A 16,190-nucleotide genomic window follows, 5' to 3' on the forward strand; every position below is an offset into this window, starting at 1 on the left:
ACCCTCGCTTCACGTCGCCTGCTACATTAGGTTACTGCATCATCTAACTGTAATAATCCAATCGGAAACGCCGCAATGTCCACCCAGGCCGCCCGCGCTCCCTCCCCGCATCAGTCAATTCTGCTGCGCGAAATGGTCGGCCCGATCGCGGTCCTGATCCTCAACCGGCCGGCGGCACGCAACAGCCTGTCGACGGCGATGATCGCCAGCCTGCATGCCGAGCTACATGACATCAGCAACGACAAGGCCGTCCGCGGTGTCGTGCTGGCGGCCAACGGTCCCGCCTTCTCGGCCGGCCATGACATGAAGGAGCTGACTGCGCGCCGCACTGATCCCGACCGTGGCCGCGCCTTCTTCGCCGAGGCCATGAATGCCTGCAGCGCGATGATGCAGGCGATCGTGCACCTGCCGAAGCCGGTGGTCGCTGCCGTCCAGGGCATCGCAACCGCGGCTGGCTGTCAGCTCGTCGCGAGCTGCGATCTTGCGATTGCATCGGAAGCGGCGAGTTTCGCTACGCCCGGTGTCGAAATCGGCCTGTTCTGCTCGACGCCGATGGTGGCGCTGTCACGCAACGTGCCGCGCAAGCAGGCGATGGAGATGCTGCTGACGGGCGAGCCGGTCCCGGCCGCGCGCGCGAGAGAGATCGGCCTGGTCAATCGCGTCGTCGCCGCCGGCACCGAGCGGGATGCTGCGATTGCGCTGGCCGAGCAGGTCGCCCTGAAATCCGCCTACACCGTCAAGCTCGGAAAGGAGGCGTTCTACCGCCAGGCCGAAATGAGCCTTGCGGATGCCTATCGCTATGCGGCAGAGGTGATGACCGAAAACATGATGGCTCGCGACGCTGAAGAAGGCATCGGCGCCTTCATCGAGAAGCGCACGCCGACATGGCGGGATGAGTGACACTCTAGCATCGTCATTCCGGGGCGGCTCGCAGAGCAGAACCCGGAATCTCGAGATTCCGGGTTCGCGCTATCGCGCGCCCCGGAATGACGGAAAGAAAAAATGAACCACGACGCCTATCCCGACAATTATATCCGCAGCATCCTCAACAGCGTGAAGTCCATTGCGATGGTCGGCGCCTCGCCGATCAACGTGCGGCCGAGCTACTTTGCGTTCAAATATCTGGCGCAGCGCGGCTATGACATGATCCCGGTCAACCCTGGACATGTCGGCAAAGATCTGCTCGGAAAGCCATTCGTCGCCTCGCTTCGCGACATCGGCCGCCCCATCGACATGATCGACATCTTCCGCAACTCCAGCCACATCATGCCCGTGGTCGAGGAGGCGCTGACGCTCGCTCCTCTGCCGAAGGTGATCTGGATGCAGCTCGGCGCGCATGACGATGCCGCAGCTGAAAAGGCGGAAGCGGCCGGTATTAAGGTCGTGATGAACCGCTGCCCCAAGATCGAATATGGCCGACTGTCGTCGGAGATCTCCTGGATGGGCGTCAATTCGCGTACGCTGAGCTCCAAGCGTCCGCCGGCGCCGACGCAGGGCATGCGTCTATCCCTCAATCGGATGAGTGTCGGCGGTGGCGACACCGCCGCCTCCGATCGCGCCGCCAAAAACAAGAGCGAGCAAAGCTGACGCAATTGCGAAGGATTCGTTTCGCGAACGCGTCAATGGGTAGCACGATCGTTGCGATGTGAAGCCGCGGCTTGACGCCGGGCACGGCTCCCATCAGCATGCCGCGCGATTTCAGACCCCAAGAACAGGACGCCTCAATGAGCGATCGCCTTCCGGGATTTTCCACCCTCGCCGTGCATGCCGGCGCACAGCCCGATCCGACCACTGGTGCGCGCGCGACTCCGATTTATCAGACAACATCGTTCGTCTTTAACGACGCCGACCACGCCGCCTCGCTGTTCGGCCTGCAGGCGTTCGGCAACATCTATACCCGCATCGGCAACCCGACCAACGCGGTGTTGGAGGAGCGCGTTGCCGCGCTCGAAGGCGGCACCGCCGCGCTGGCGGTCGCCTCGGGCCATGCCGCACAGGTCGTGGTCCTGCAGCAATTGCTCCAGCCGGGCGACGAGTTCATCGCCGCGCGAAAGCTTTATGGCGGCTCGATCAACCAGTTCACGCACGCATTCAAGAGCTTCGGCTGGAACGTGGTGTGGGCCGACCCCGATGATATCGCGAGCTTCGAGCGCGCCGTGACGCCACGCACGAAGGCGATCTTCATCGAGTCCATTGCCAATCCCGCTGGCAGCATCACCGACATCGAGGCGATCTCGTCGGTGGCGCGCAAGGCTGGCGTGCCGCTGATCGTCGACAATACCTTGGCCTCGCCCTATCTGATCCGCCCCATAGATCACGGCGCCGACATCGTTGTGCACTCGTTGACAAAGTTCCTGGGCGGTCACGGCAATTCGCTCGGTGGCATCATCGTCGATGCCGGCACCTTCGATTGGTCGACGGGCGGCAAATATCCGATGCTCTCCGAGCCGCGGCCCGAATATCACGGCATCCGCCTGCAGGAGACCTTCGGCAATTTCGCCTTCGCGATCGCCTGCCGTGTGCTGGGCTTACGCGACCTCGGCCCGGCTCTGTCGCCTTTCAACGCCTTCATGATCCTGACCGGCATCGAGACGCTGCCGCTGCGCATGCAGAAGCACTGCGACAACGCCAAGGCGGTCGCCGAATTCCTCGCCGGCCACCCCGCCGTGGCCTCGGTGAACTATGCGGGTCTGGCCAGCGACAAGTATAACCAGCTCGCGCGCAAATATGCGCCGAGGGGCGCAGGCGCCGTGTTCACCTTCAGCCTGAAGGGCGGCTATGACGCGGGCGTCAATTTAGTGTCGAAACTGCAGCTGTTCTCGCACCTCGCCAATGTCGGCGACACCCGCTCGCTCGTCATCCACCCGGCCTCGACCACTCACAGCCAGCTCGACGACGCGGCCAAGGTGAAGTCCGGCGCCGGTCCCGACGTGGTGCGTCTGTCGATCGGCATCGAGGACAAGGAAGACCTGATCGCAGACCTGGAGCAGGCCCTGAGCGCGTAGAGCACTACCGTCCATCCGCACCGGGATCTGGCGCTGCGCCTTGCCGAGGGCTCCGCGCCAGCTTCCGTGGCTACGGTCGCTCAACGTCCACGATCCGACATGATCGTGGTGATTGCGGCTGCACAAGGATGGCCACGAACATGGCCGTACCGACGCGATCATCCTCTTTCACGACAGCACGCTGGTCTACAAGGCGCTGCGCATGATCGGGCTGTACATGAAGAAGTCGGGACAAAGCCACGTGTTCGCGAAGAACAATGAGTCTGATGTTGCGGCCCTCTTCCTTGGAAAATTCGCCGACATCGATTTCGCGCGAGAATTCGGTCAAGCCGCGAACCGGGACGAACTTTTCGAGAGGTCGGAAACGGAAGTGATCCAGCACGTTCTGAAGAACAGGGTGAGCATTCAGTTCGACGCGGCCGTCACCCCGGTCCGGACGATTCCTGCCTGATCAGCGGAGCGCGTGAAAGCGCTTGGAAACGGGCCACGGTTAACAGTCATTAACCATATCTGCCGCATAGATCGTTCTTGGATCGCCTTTGATTCGGAGCCGACGATGCTGCGCTGGATGGTGCCTGCTGCCCTTGCGGCAATGCTGACGGCCTCAGCAGCCCTTGCCGCCGATTTTCCCGCCCATCCGAAGCGACGGGCCGCAGCTCCGCCGCCGCCAACGGTCTATGTCGAGACTGATTCAGATGCGCTGATCTCGCCGGCCGATGGCGTCGGCAGCTACATCCGCAATCTGCCGGGCACCCCGCTGTTGCCGGGCTCGCACACACTACCGGGTTATTACGGCCGCCCCTGGGACTACGACTACCAGGGCTCGTATTACGGCGGGAAGCAGGTCGACTATTTCTGGCGCCTGCCCTATTCGTGCGGCATCTACGGCTATTGCTGATCAGCTTGGCTGATGGTGATCAGCCGGCCTGACCGACCGGAACTGCACGCGGCTGCACGTCCGCGCTCTGCCGCGACGCCAGCCGCTCCGCCTGCATGACCGCCAAGGTCAGCACGGCGATCGCGACCGCCTGGTGCGAGAGCGCCAGGTCAATCGGCACCTGGTTGAGCAGCGTGAGGATGCCGAGCACCACCTGCAAGCTGACCGCCGCAAACAGCCAGAGCGCACCGCTCGTCGCCGAGCCTGCGCGCGAGCGTACCGCGTCGAACGCATGCAGCGCCACCAGCGTGAACAGCAGGTAAGCCGTCATGCGGTGCTCGAACTGCACCGTCAGCACATTGTCGAACATGTTGCGCCACCACGGCGTCTCGAACCACAGCCGGTCCGCCGATGGAATGAATGCGCCGTCGATCTCCGGCCAGGTGTTGTAGGCGCGTCCGGCGCGCAGACCCGCGACCAGCGCCCCGAAATAGATCTGGATGAAGGTCAGGATCACCAGCACCGCGCTCGTGAACCGCAGCCGCATGGGAACCGCGAGCTGCGCCCGGTCGGCGAGCCGCCGCACCGTCCAGACGATGCCGGCGAAGATCAGCAGCGCCAGCACCAGATGCGTCGCCAGCCGATATTGAGAAACCTCCACCCGCTCAGACAATCCGGAGGCCACCATCCACCAACCGACTGCGCCCTGAAGGCCGCCGAGCGCGAACAGCAGCCACAGCCGCCGCTTCAGCTCACCGGACAGGCCGCCGCGCCACAGGAAGAACAGGAACGGAAGCAGATAAGCGACGCCGATGAAGCGGCCGAGCAGCCGGTGGCTCCACTCCCACCAGAATATCTGCTTGAACTCGGACAGGCTCATGCCCGCGTTGAGTTCGCGATATTGCGGGATCTTCTTGTAGGCCTCGAAGGCGTCTGTCCACTGTGTCTCCGACAGCGGTGGAATACTGCCGGCGACCGGCTTCCACTCGACGATCGACAGGCCGGATTCCGTCAGCCGCGTCGCACCGCCAACCAGCACCATCAGCGCGATCAGGGCGGCCACGGAGATCAGCCACCAGCGCACGGCGCGATGCGGGTTGGTCGGGGCGGAAATCGTCGTCATTTCAGGGACAAACCAAGCCTTGTGACTAAGAGACTTGAACCGGACTGCGTGCCCCTTATAGTCCCCCGCTCCCGCAGCGCAAGTTACGCGAAAGCCGCAAGTCCCCGCCATGACGATCCGCACCCGCAAGTTCCTCGGCGCCATTCTGCTGCTGGTGCTGGCCACCGTATGGGCTCTGCTCGGCATGGCGGCTGCGCAGATGCCGTGGATCGCCGAGTCCGGCTGGCGTCAGGCGATCTACTACGTGGTGGTCGGCATGGGCTGGGTGCTTCCGGCCATGCCCATCGTGAGTTGGATGCAGCGGCCCGACCGGGCGAAATCTAGCTCGTAACGCTGCCCGTCGGTTTCACCGGCGCGAACGCAACGCCCGACACCAACACCCGCATCATTCGCAGCGAGCGCACCCGCCCGTCCCAGGGGATCCGCGGCAACGCGCGCAGATTGGTGCGTCCTTCCGCATCCACAATGCCCGGGATCGTCGATACCGCGCTGGCAAAACCGGCCTCCTCCGCCATCACGACGTGGCTGCGCCGGAACGAGGACCGATCGCCGAACGGATATGCCAGGTGCCGGACCTCGCGGCGAAACGCGGCTTCCGCCACAGCCTTGCCCATCGTCATCTCGCGCATCGCCGCCGCATCCTTCATGTTGGCGAGGTTAGGATAGTTCACGGTCGCACTGCCGATCGTGACCAGCGGATCGGCAGCGAGCTTCGCCAAATCCTCCCAATCCATCGACGCCTCGCGAGAGAGTGCGACAAGATCGATGCTGTAGCGCGTGCAGAGATCAGCGATCGCGGCTGACAGATCCGCAGGCGGCAGCGAGCGCAGCCAGCCCTCGAGATGCGAGAACAGCGCCTGCTTCTCGGCATTGTCTGTGACGGTGAAACGCTGCTCCTTGTCGCCCATCATCAGGCTGACGCGGCTCTCGCGCGCGATCACCCGCTCGAGCCCAAGCCACCACGCCTCGCCAACGCCATCGGGAAAAGCGGTAGGAACATAGAGCGTGAACGGTACGGCGTGGCGCGCCAGCACCGGATAGGCAAAGCTGATGAAGTCCTTCGGCGCGCCGTCGAAAGTGAGTGCCACGAAGCGCTGTTTCTCCGGCAGCGTCACCGCGCGCCGGCAGACCTCGTCCATACCGAGAAAGTCATAGTTCCAGCGCTTCAGCGCACGAATGGCGCGATCGAGGAATTGCGGCGTGATCTCGTGTTCGCGCAACGGCTGGAACGCGCCGCTCCGCCCCGGCCGTACGTGCGCGAGGCGCAGGATGGCGCCCGCGCCACGGCTGCGCAGCAGGGCCAGGCCCGAGGACCAGGCCAGTTCGAGCCGCAACCGCTCCAGCCATCTGTCGTCGGATGCCAATACCCCACCTTCGCGTTCGCCGGCAGCCTGCTCCCTGACCCATTGTCATTACCCTTTGTTGACATTTATTTGCAAAGGTCGGCCACAGGCCGAAATACGTATTTTTCGCTTTCTCGACAGGTTTCGTGAATGACCATGGCTGCGGCGATGCAAAGCCGGACGGCAGAATCGCCAGCGCGGTCCAGAGCGAGCCGTATTGCGCGTGTCGATATCATCGCCGATCTCGGTGAAGCCGAGAGGGTTTGGCGCGCGCTCGAGGAGCCCGGTCACCTCTTCACGCCGTATCAGCGGTTCGATCTCCTGGGCACCTGGCAACGATCGGTCGGCGAGCACGAAGGCGCGCGCCCCTTCGTCGTGATCGCGCGCGATGCCGAGCGGACTCCGCTCGCCCTGCTTCCGCTGGCGCTGCGCCGGGGCCATGGCGTGCGCACGGCCTGCTTCATGGGCGGCAAGCATACGACCTTCAACATGGGACTGTGGAACGCCGAGTTCGCCGCACAGGCCGTCGCCACCGACCTCGACGCACTGATCGCACCGCTGTGCAACCGGGTCGACGTGCTCGCGCTGACGCAGCAACCGAAGCGCTGGCACGATCAGCAGAATCCGTTTGCGCTATTGCCGCAGCAGAGCGCGATCAACGGCTGCCCCATGCTGATCATGGAGCCGGGCGGCCCGCCCGCATCGCGGATCAGCAATTCCTTCCGCCGCCGGCTCAAGAGCAAGGAGAAGAAGCTCCAGGCTCTTCCCGGCTACCGCTATCACCTTGCGACAACGGACGCGGACGTCACCCGCCTGCTCGACTGGTTCTTCCGCGTCAAACCGGCGCGGATGGCGGAGCAGAAGCTGCCTAATGTCTTCGCCGAGCCTGGCGTCGAGCAATTCATCCGCAGTGCCTGCCTGGCGCCGCGCGGCGAAGGCCGCGTCATCGACATTCATGCGCTGGAATGCGACGAGGAAGTGATCGCGATCTTCGCCGGCGTCGCCGACGGCCAGCGCTTTTCGATGATGTTCAACACCTACACGATGTCGGAGCACGCCCGCTACAGCCCGGGCCTGATCCTGATACGCTACATCATCGACCGGTACGGCGAGCGCGGCTACCGCTCCCTCGACCTCGGCATCGGATCGGACGACTACAAGCGCATGTTCTGCAAGAACGACGAGGACATCTTCGACAGCTTCGTGCCCCTGACCCCGCGCGGCAGGCTCGCGGCCATGGCGATGTCCTCCATCAACCGCGGCAAGCGCCTGGTGAAGCAGAACCAGGTGCTGTTCGGTCTGGCGCGACGGCTGAGGCAGACGTTCGGGTAGCGACTTTCCCTTCTCGCCTCGTGGGCGGCGCGAGAGGATAACGGGACCTACGCCGCCACCACGCGCGCTGTCTCACCAGCATCCGATGGCTGCACGGGCCGCCTCAACATCGTCACCTCGCTGAAGCCGACGCCCTTGAGCTGCTCGCACATGAGCGTACGCGCATCAGCCTCCATCGACGCGTCGGGGACCACGACAGCGCGGGCATTCGTCGTCAAGAGTTCTGCGGGCAGCTCGGATGCGCCACCGGCGTCGAGCAACACGTAATCGTAAGCGCGCAGCAAGGCATCGATTGCGAGCGCCACTCGCGGCGACTGAAGCAGACTTTGGTCGAAGCCTGGACGACCGGCCAGAACGAGATGCAGCCGCGAGAATTTGTCGCGAGTAATGATCTGCGCGAACGAGGCCTGCCCCTGCATCAGCTCGGCAAGTCCGGGCGCTGTCGGATCGACCGACACCGCGACGATCGTCGGCGAGGATGCGGCAAGATCGACCACGACGACACGCGCCTCGCGCGCCAGATGCCGGGCGAGCGTCAGCGCCGACAGCGTGATCGCCTCTCCTGAAGCGGTGCCGAGCACGGTGACCTTCTTGGCGCTCGCGCCAGCAGCCTTCAGCCTCTCGGCCAGCTGCCCGATCTCGGCCAATTCGCTGACGTCGGCATCGTCGGTCATCTCCGGCTGGAGCGGCGCCGGATCCGTCTCCACCGGATCGACAACAGGCTCGCGGCGTGCCGTCGCGGGGGCGAGCGTCGCGACGACGCGCGGCGCGGTCTGGCGCAGAAGCTCGCCGGTGACGACGAGACCGGAGGACAACAGCAGCGTCGCCAGCGTCGCGATCAACACGATCGGCAGCTTCTTCGGATAGGCCGGCGTGTTCGAGACGATTGCGCGCGAAATGATGCGGCCCTCGGTCGGCGCGGTATCGATGGTTTCGCGGGTATTCGCCTCGCGATATTTGGCAAGATAGGTCTCGAGCAGGTCGCGCTGCGCCTTGGCCTCGCGCTCGAGCGCGCGGAGCTGGACATCCTGGCCGTTGGTCGATGTCGCCTGCTTCTTGAGCTGCTCGAGGCTCGTGGTCAGGCCGTCGACCCGGCCGCCGGCGATCCGGGCGTCGTTTTCGAGCGAACGCGAGATCTTGGCAGCCTCGTCGCGGATCTGACCATCGAGATCGCTCAGCTGTGCCTTCAGCTCCTTGATGCGCGGATGATTGCCGAGCAGCGTGGACGACTGTTCGGCGAGCTGCGCGCGTAGCGTCACACGCTGCTCCGACAAGCGACGCATCAGCTCGGAGTTCACGACCTCGGATGCCTCGATCGGCTTGCCGCTCTGGAGCATTTCCTTGATCAGCCTCGCCTTGGATTCCGCGTCCGCCTTCAGCGAGCGTGCGTTGTTGAGCTGGGTGTTGACCTCACCCATCTGCTGATTTGACAGCGTGGTGTTGTTGGTGCCGATGAACAGCGACGACTTCGAACGGAAATCCTCGACCTTCGCCTCGGCCTCGGAAACCTTCTTGCGCAAATTGTCGATCTCGCCCGAGAGCCACTGGCTGGCATTGCGCGCCTGGTCCTGGCGCGCATTCTGCTGGAGCACCAGATAGCCGTCGGCGATCGAATTGGCGACGCGCGCGGCGAGCTCGGGATCCTGCGACTGGAATTCGACCACGATCACACGCGACTTGTCGACGGCATAGGCCTGAAGGCGATCATAGTACGCGTCGAGCACCCGCTCTTCCGGCGTCATCGAGAACGGGTCGCGGACGATGCCGACCAGCGCCGCGAGCGATTTCAGGGGCGAAATGCCTTGCAGTACCGGATCGAACTCCGGCCGCTCGGCCAGCTTGTTCTTCTTGATGATCTCGCGCGCGAGATCGCGCGACAGCACGAGCTGCACCTGGCTGGTGACGGCCTCGGGGTCGAGCGCCTGCCGCTCCTCGGTGCTGCGATCGCTGCTCGGCCGCAGGAAGACGTTCTCGCGGCCGTCGATCAGGATGCGCGATTCGGATTTGAAGCGCGGCGTGATGAGATTGACGATGGCGACGGACGCGACGAGGGCCAATACCGTCGGCACGATGATCCAGCTGCGCTTGCGCGCGAGCGCGCCGCCCAGCGCATGCAGATCGATGTCGCCGGATTCGGCTGGCGCCTGCTTCGCTGCAATCGGCGCAGGCTTGGCTTCAGCTCTGGGCTTTGTCTCGAGCTTGGCTTTCGAAACGGCCCGCTCGATGACGGCCTTGTCCTTGCCGGCACGCCAGAACGCTAAACGCATCGAACACTCCCGCAGGGCAACGCCACTCGTGGACCTCAATGAGGCCGATTACACTCCATTAAGGTTGCCGCTGAGTTAATCGCGACCTCCGGCAGCCAACGTGGGCACGCTCGTCATCGTTTGTTAACCACGAGGGTCCTTAATCGCATCGATATTTCGAGAACTTTGTCCAGTTTCGTGCGCTGGTTTTGATCATGCCTCCCTCTCCTGACCAGCCGCTTCGCATTCTGCACGCCGTACGCGCACCCGTCGGAGGCATCTTCCGCCACATCCTCGACCTCGCCAACGGCCAGGTTGACCGCGGCCATCACGTCGGGATTCTCGCCGACAGCCTCACCGGTGGCGAGCGTGCGGACAAGGCGCTGGCCGAACTTGCGCCGCGCTTGAAGCTCGGCGTGCATCGGATGGCGATCCGCCGGGAACCCTCGCCCGAGGATTTTCTGGTTTGGTTGCGCATGCGCCGCCTGATTGCAGCGCTCAAGCCCGACGTCATGCATGGCCACGGTGCCAAGGCCGGCGCTTTCGTTCGCATGCGGCGCCGCGCCGACGACACCATCCGCATCTACACGCCCCATGGTGGCTCGCTGCACTATCCGCTCAACACCCTGAAGGGGGAGTTTTACGCACGCCTCGAACGCTCGCTGATGGATGCGACCGACCTGTTCCTGTTCGAGAGCGCCTTTGCGCGCGACACCTACCAGCGCATCGTTGGCACGCCCAAGGGCGTGGTGCACTGCGTCTTCAACGGCGTGACGCCGGAAGAATTCGAACCTGTCGTTATCGCCGATGACGCCACCGACCTCTGCTATGTCGGCGAGTTCAGGCACATCAAGGGCGCGGACCTCCTGGTCGACGCGGTGGCGCGACTGCGCGAGAGCGGCAAGCAAGTCACGCTGACGCTTGGCGGCGACGGTGAGGAGACTGCGGCGCTGAAGGCACAGGTCGAGCGGCTCGGCCTAAAGGATGCGATCCGCTTTATCGGACACGTCAAGGCGCGTTACGGCTTTTCCAAGGGACGACTGCTGGTCGTTCCCTCGCGCGGCGATTCCATGCCCTATGTCGTCATCGAGGCCGGCGCGGCCGGCATTCCCATGATCGCAGCGCGCGTCGGCGGCATCCCTGAGATTTTCGGGGCCGACAGCCCGGCCCTATTCGCGGCCAGCAACGCCGAAGCCATGGCCGAGGCGATCGCGGCCGCGCTCGACGATGCGCAGGCGACTGCGCAGCGCGCAGCGGCCCTGCGCGAGCGCATCTCGGCGCACTTCTCCCAGCAGGCGATGGTCGATGGCGTGCTCGCGGGTTACCGCGACGCATTTACCAATCATTAACCATCCTTAAGCCGGCTTTAGAGAATCTTCCGATTTGTCCGATAATCGAGTGCCTGGGGATGCATGCCCGGGGAGCAAAGTCGCTGCCCGCGGGGCCTTGAAATGGACGTAGACGCCCGTGGAACCGCTCAACGCACGCTCGATGCTCGATGCCGCGACCAGCGCCGCGGCCAAGCCTGCCGAGACGAATTTCGTCGAACGCCGCCGCCGCCTCACGCCGGCTGCGCTCGAGGTCGTCAACCAGAAAGTCGCCCGCGCCTATTCGCCGATCGTGATTGCCGGCATCGTGCGCGCCATCGACTTCGCGCTGCTCAACGTGGTCGGCATCGCCGTATATGTCGGCTATGTCATGCCGCACAACGGCTTTAGCTGGATCTATCCGATAGAGATCGTCGCAGTCGCAGCCGTGGTCTGCTTCCAGGCCGCGGACATCTATCAGGTGCAATTGTTCCGCGGCCAGCTCCGGCAGATGACGCGGATGATCTCGTCCTGGTCGTTCGTCTTCCTGCTGTTCATCGGCGTCTCCTTCTTCGCCAAGTTCGGCAGCGAGATCTCGCGGCTGTGGCTTGCCGCCTTCTATTTCCTTGGCCTTGCCGCGCTGGTCGTCGAGCGCCTCATCCTCCGTTCGCTGGTGCGCAACTGGGCGCGCCAGGGCCGGCTCGATCGCCGCACCATCATCGTCGGGTCCGACAGCAACGGCGAGCAATTGGTTGAGGCGTTGAGGGCGCAGGAGGATTCCGACATCCACGTACTCGGCGTGTTCGACGACCGCAACGACAGCCGCGCGCTCGATACCTGCGCCGGCGCGCGCAAGCTCGGCAAGGTCGACGACATCGTCGAATTCGCCCGGCGCACCCGTGTCGATCTCGTGCTGTTCGCGCTGCCGATCTCGGCGGAGACGCGCATCCTGGAGATGCTGAGGAAGCTCTGGGTGCTGCCGGTCGATATCCGCCTCTCCGCCCACACCAACAAGCTGCGCTTCCGCCCCCGCTCCTATTCCTATCTTGGCGAAGTGCCGACGCTCGACGTGTTCGAGGCGCCAATCACCGATTGGGATCTGGTGATGAAATGGCTGTTCGACCGCGTCGTCGGCAGCCTCGCATTGCTCGCGGCCCTTCCCGTGATGGCGCTGGTGGCGCTGGCCGTGAAGCTCGACAGCCCCGGCCCCGTCCTGTTCCGCCAGAAGCGGTTCGGATTCAACAACGAGCGTATCGACGTCTACAAATTCCGCTCGATGTATCACCACCAGGCCGATCCGACGGCATCGAAGGTCGTGACCAAGAACGATTCGCGTGTCACCCGCGTCGGCCGTTTCATCCGCAAGACCAGCCTCGACGAACTGCCGCAGCTCTTCAACGTGGTGTTTTCGGGCAATCTCTCCCTGGTCGGCCCGCGTCCGCACGCGGTGCAAGGCAAGCTCCAGAGTCGACTGTTCGACGAGGCCGTCGACGGCTATTTCGCCCGCCACCGCGTCAAGCCCGGCATCACCGGCTGGGCCCAAATCAACGGCTGGCGCGGCGAGATCGACAATGAAGAGAAGATCCAGAAGCGCGTCGAGTTCGACCTCTATTACATCGAGAACTGGTCGGTCCTGTTCGACCTTGTCATTCTCCTGAAGACGCCGATCTCGCTGCTGACCAAGAACGAGAACGCGTATTGAGCTTTCATCATGCCCCGGCTTGACCGGGGCATCCAGTACGCCGTGGCGCCAGCCATCTCCACAACAGGCGCCGCAGAGTACTGGATCGCCCGGTCAAGCCGGGCGATGACAGCGGTGTTTGTGGCGTGAGAGTTAGGCGTGTGAGCGTGTGATGGCGTATGCGGCAACAGCCGGTGGAATGAACGTAGCCGCACCGGCTGCGCCCGGCGTGCTCGCCCTCCAGCGCGCGCTGGTGTGGCTGGTCGGCGCATCGGGCGCAATCGTCTTCATCGAGCCGAGCCCCTACGAGATCGCGACGCTGCTCGCCACCGTCGCCTTCTTCGCCACCGGCCTGCGCCTGCGGCTCGTGCTGATGCCGCTGGTACTGGCTCTGGTGCTGCTCAATGTCGGTTACACCATCAGCGCTATCCCGTTGCTCGACCAGTCAGAGGTCGCAAGCTGGATAGCGACCTCCTGGTACATGGCTGTTACCGTGGTGTTCTTCGCCATGGTCACCTCCGAGGACACGGAGGCGCGGCTCGACATGCTGCGCCGCGGCCTGGTGGTCGGCGCGATGATCGCCTCGCTCTCAGCGATTGCAGGCTATTTCAACCTGGTCCCCGGCGGCCACGATCTGTTGACGCTCTACGAGCGCGCCCGCGGCACCTTCAAGGACCCGAACGTGCTTGGCGCGTTCCTGATCCTGCCGGCGCTGTTTGCGCTCCAAAGCGTGGTTTCCGACAAGCTCGCCAAGGCCTTTCGCAACGCCTTCGCCTTCGGCATCATGTCGCTGGCCATCCTGCTCGCCTTTTCCCGCGCGGCCTGGGGCGGGCTGATCCTGACCTCGGCGTTCATGCTGGCATTGATGGTGCTGACCAGCCGCACCAATGCCCAGCGCTCGCGCATCATCGTCATGGCGATCGTCGCGGTGGTGCTGGGGCTGGCGCTGATCGCGGTGCTGCTGTCGTTCGATTCCGTCGCCGAGATGTTCAAGCAGCGCGCGAGCTTCGACCAGAGCTATGACGAGGGCCGCTTTGGCCGATTCGGCCGGCACATCCTGGGCGCGGAGATGGCGCTTGATCTGCCGTTCGGCATCGGCCCCCTGCAATTCCACCGCTTCTTCCCTGAAGACACCCACAATTCCTACCTGAACGCCTTCATGTCAGGCGGCTGGCTCTGCGGCGTCTGCTATCCGGCGCTGGTCTTCACCACCGTCATCATGGGCTTCCGCCACATCTTCGTCCGTGTGCCCTGGCAGCGCGCCTACCTCGCGGTGTTCTCCGCCTTCGTCGGCACCGTCGGCGAAAGCTTTGTGATCGACACCGACCACTGGCGCCACTTCTGGATGATGCTGGGCGCGATGTGGGGCATGATCGCCGCGGCGCAGGCCTACAAGATCACGTCTGGCGAGGATGCTTCTTCAGCTTGAGCTGGGGCCTCTTTTCGGGCGGCGTATCGAGCAGGCCCTTTAATGCCGTGGTCGCTGCGAGCACACCCTTGTAGCCCTCATTGGCAAACCGCAGCAGCAGGCGCAGCTCTTCGTCGCTATAGGCGCTGAACACCTTCTCCATCGCCTGCTGCATCGGCACGTAGAGTTCGCCAATCTTCGCCCCGGTCTCCGGTATCACCGAAATGAAGACCTTGCGCCGATCATGCTCGTCCCTCTCGCGGCGCACGAGGCCAGCCTTCTCCAGTCGGTCGACCACGCCGGTGATGGCGCCCGTCGTGAGCCCCGTCACCTCGGCAAGCCTCCCCGCGGTCACGCGACCCTCGAGATAGAGAATGTCCATGCATTCGAGGTCGGAATTGGCAATTCCGGCTACGTTCGCAACGGCTTGCCCATAGAGCACGCCCTGCGCGGACGACCGCCGCATCGCCTCTTCCAATTCCCCCAATAACGCCGCGCGCGCCTTTGCCCTTGACAAGGCCGACCTCATATCTTAGTCGATATATATCTTAGTCACTAAGAGATTTAGTGACCTTAATTTCTCCTAGCACCACGGAAACGTCGGGAGCAAGCCAATGCCTCACCGTCCCCGCAAGGCCCTCATCATCGGCGCGGGCATCGCTGGGCCCGTCGCCGCGATTCTGCTGCGTCGCGCCGGCATCGAGTCCGCAATCTACGAGGCCTGGCCCTACTCGAAGGGCATCGGCGGCGGCCTCCAGATCGCCCCCAACGGCATGCAGGTCATGGACGAGATCGGGCTTGCCGACGAGCTGACCAGCCGCGGCTCGATCGCGGAGTCCTTCGACTTCTATTCGCAAGAAGGCCGAAGGCTCGGCTCGATCAACCGCGACATGGCACGGCGCTTCGGCCAACCTGCGGTCAATGTCTGCCGCGCCACGCTGAACGAGATGCTGATCGACAAGGCCTGGTGCGCCTGCGTCTCGCTCTATTTCGACAAGCGGCTGATCAAGGTCGAGGATCGCGGCGACCAGCCTGTGATCGCCTATTTCGCCGACGGCACCACCGCGGAGGGTGATTTTCTGATCGGCGCCGATGGTGTGCATTCGATCACGCGGCGCCAGGTTGTGCCTGATGGTCCCAAACCCTTCAACACCGGCCTGATCGGCTTCGGCGGGTTCGTCCCTCATTCGGTCCTCGACGGAAGGGCGATCGGCAGACGTGTCGAGACCACGTTCGGACAGAGCGGCTACTTCGGCTACGGCTATTGCAGCCCGGATCCAATGGACGGCGCGATGTGGTGGAGCACGCAGCCCGCGCACGGCATGGATGCCGCGATGTTTCGCGCACTCGACGCACAGACGCTGAAGCAGCATCTGCGGAGCTTCCATCACGGCTGGCACGATCCGATCCCCGCGATCATCGAGGCGGCCGAGAACATCGTGATCACCGATACGCTCGATGTCGCGACCTTGCCGACCTGGTCGCGCAAGCGCTCGCTCCTGATCGGCGACGCCGCGCATGCAACCAGCCCGCATGCCGGCCAGGGCGCGTCGCTCGCGCTGGAAGATGCGATGCGGCTCGCTCGGCTGATGCAGGAGGGTCAGGAGTTGACGGCGACGTTCCAGGCCTTCGAGGCCGAGCGACGCCCCCGCGCCGAGAAGATTGTCGCCATCGCGCGTCGCAACGGCAACAGCAAACGCGAGTTCAGCGCCGCCGGCGCCTTCATCCGCAATCAGATGATGAAATGGCTGCTGCCGCTGGGATCGAAGAGCATGGATTTCATGTACGCGTATGACGCAAGGGCGGCGTAGCGGCAACCTCGGCTGCCGAAGGGTGAGGCGCAACGCGCCGCGCCCACCATCTCTCCT

General features: G+C 64.1%; 15 protein-coding genes. 11 read left to right on the plus strand and 4 right to left on the minus strand.

Annotated features, from left to right (window positions below; all coding sequences use genetic code 11):
- Positions 1 to 75: 75 nt before the first annotated feature.
- The 5 genes from XI06_RS26120 (at position 76) to XI06_RS26140 (ending at position 3,903) form a co-directional block, all read left to right on the plus strand.
- Positions 76 to 900 carry an enoyl-CoA hydratase gene (locus tag XI06_RS26120; RefSeq protein WP_271606870.1) on the plus strand — a complete coding sequence of 275 codons (825 nt, stop codon included), beginning with the start codon at positions 76 to 78 and terminating at the stop codon, positions 898 to 900.
- Between the two features lie 102 nt (positions 901 to 1,002).
- The gene (locus tag XI06_RS26125; protein WP_237873877.1) at positions 1,003 to 1,587 is read left to right on the plus strand and encodes a CoA-binding protein; all 585 of its coding nucleotides are present in this window, start codon (positions 1,003 to 1,005) and stop codon (positions 1,585 to 1,587) included.
- 137 nt (positions 1,588 to 1,724) lie between these two features.
- The gene (locus XI06_RS26130; RefSeq protein WP_237861819.1) at positions 1,725 to 3,005 is read left to right on the plus strand and encodes an O-acetylhomoserine aminocarboxypropyltransferase; all 1,281 of its coding nucleotides are present in this window, start codon (positions 1,725 to 1,727) and stop codon (positions 3,003 to 3,005) included.
- Positions 3,006 to 3,117: 112 nt separating this feature from the next.
- Positions 3,118 to 3,456, plus strand: a complete 339-nt coding sequence (locus XI06_RS26135) for a hypothetical protein (RefSeq protein WP_237861818.1) — start codon at positions 3,118 to 3,120, stop codon at positions 3,454 to 3,456.
- Positions 3,457 to 3,561: 105 nt separating this feature from the next.
- On the plus strand, positions 3,562 to 3,903 hold the full coding sequence (locus XI06_RS26140; RefSeq protein WP_271606871.1) for a hypothetical protein: 342 nt from the start codon (positions 3,562 to 3,564) through the stop codon (positions 3,901 to 3,903).
- A gap of 19 nt (positions 3,904 to 3,922) precedes the next feature.
- Here XI06_RS26140 and XI06_RS26145 read toward each other — a convergent pair whose 3' ends face one another.
- The gene (locus XI06_RS26145) at positions 3,923 to 5,005 is read right to left on the minus strand and encodes a COX15/CtaA family protein (RefSeq protein WP_237861814.1); all 1,083 of its coding nucleotides are present in this window, start codon (positions 5,003 to 5,005) and stop codon (positions 3,923 to 3,925) included.
- A 109-nt stretch (positions 5,006 to 5,114) separates the two neighbouring features.
- Between XI06_RS26145 and XI06_RS26150 the strand changes: the two genes are divergently transcribed.
- Complete coding sequence (locus XI06_RS26150; RefSeq protein WP_045003154.1) at positions 5,115 to 5,336, plus strand: DUF2842 domain-containing protein; 222 nt, start codon at positions 5,115 to 5,117, stop codon at positions 5,334 to 5,336.
- On the opposite strand, the gene XI06_RS26155 is transcribed toward XI06_RS26150, so the two are convergent.
- Complete coding sequence (locus XI06_RS26155; protein ID WP_271606872.1) at positions 5,326 to 6,369, minus strand: polysaccharide deacetylase family protein; 1,044 nt, start codon at positions 6,367 to 6,369, stop codon at positions 5,326 to 5,328. The genes XI06_RS26150 and XI06_RS26155 overlap by 11 nt on opposite strands.
- Positions 6,370 to 6,498: 129 nt before the next feature.
- Here XI06_RS26155 and XI06_RS26160 point away from each other — a divergent pair, with 129 nt between their 5' ends.
- Positions 6,499 to 7,680, plus strand: coding sequence for a GNAT family N-acetyltransferase (locus XI06_RS26160; RefSeq protein WP_271606873.1), 1,182 nt, complete (start codon positions 6,499 to 6,501; stop codon positions 7,678 to 7,680).
- 47 nt (positions 7,681 to 7,727) lie between these two features.
- Here the strand turns inward: XI06_RS26160 and XI06_RS26165 are convergent, their stop codons facing one another.
- The gene (locus XI06_RS26165; RefSeq protein WP_237861809.1) at positions 7,728 to 9,947 is read right to left on the minus strand and encodes a GumC family protein; all 2,220 of its coding nucleotides are present in this window, start codon (positions 9,945 to 9,947) and stop codon (positions 7,728 to 7,730) included.
- Positions 9,948 to 10,141: 194 nt separating this feature from the next.
- Between XI06_RS26165 and XI06_RS26170 the strand changes: the two genes are divergently transcribed.
- The 3 genes from XI06_RS26170 to XI06_RS26180 all read left to right on the plus strand — a co-directional run bounded on the left by XI06_RS26170 (position 10,142) and on the right by XI06_RS26180 (position 14,343).
- Positions 10,142 to 11,275: a glycosyltransferase family 4 protein gene (locus XI06_RS26170; RefSeq protein ID WP_271606874.1), complete on the plus strand. Its 1,134-nt coding sequence runs from the start codon at positions 10,142 to 10,144 to the stop codon at positions 11,273 to 11,275.
- 118 nt (positions 11,276 to 11,393) lie between these two features.
- Positions 11,394 to 12,935, plus strand: coding sequence for an undecaprenyl-phosphate glucose phosphotransferase (locus tag XI06_RS26175; protein ID WP_271606875.1), 1,542 nt, complete (start codon positions 11,394 to 11,396; stop codon positions 12,933 to 12,935).
- A 151-nt stretch (positions 12,936 to 13,086) separates the two neighbouring features.
- On the plus strand, positions 13,087 to 14,343 hold the full coding sequence (locus XI06_RS26180) for an O-antigen ligase family protein (RefSeq protein WP_271606876.1): 1,257 nt from the start codon (positions 13,087 to 13,089) through the stop codon (positions 14,341 to 14,343).
- Here the strand turns inward: XI06_RS26180 and XI06_RS26185 are convergent.
- Positions 14,312 to 14,788 (minus strand): MarR family transcriptional regulator, encoded by a 477-nt coding sequence (locus XI06_RS26185; RefSeq protein ID WP_237861801.1) that lies wholly within the window; start codon positions 14,786 to 14,788, stop codon positions 14,312 to 14,314. The two genes, XI06_RS26180 and XI06_RS26185, sit on opposite strands and share 32 nt — an antisense overlap.
- A gap of 148 nt (positions 14,789 to 14,936) precedes the next feature.
- Between XI06_RS26185 and XI06_RS26190 the strand changes: the two genes are divergently transcribed.
- Complete coding sequence (locus tag XI06_RS26190; RefSeq protein ID WP_237861800.1) at positions 14,937 to 16,133, plus strand: FAD-dependent monooxygenase; 1,197 nt, start codon at positions 14,937 to 14,939, stop codon at positions 16,131 to 16,133.
- The last annotated feature ends 57 nt before the right edge of the window (positions 16,134 to 16,190 follow it).

It is taken from the genome of Bradyrhizobium sp. CCBAU 11434 (genome assembly GCF_028128895.1).
Lineage (GTDB): Bacteria > Pseudomonadota > Alphaproteobacteria > Rhizobiales > Xanthobacteraceae > Bradyrhizobium > Bradyrhizobium zhengyangense.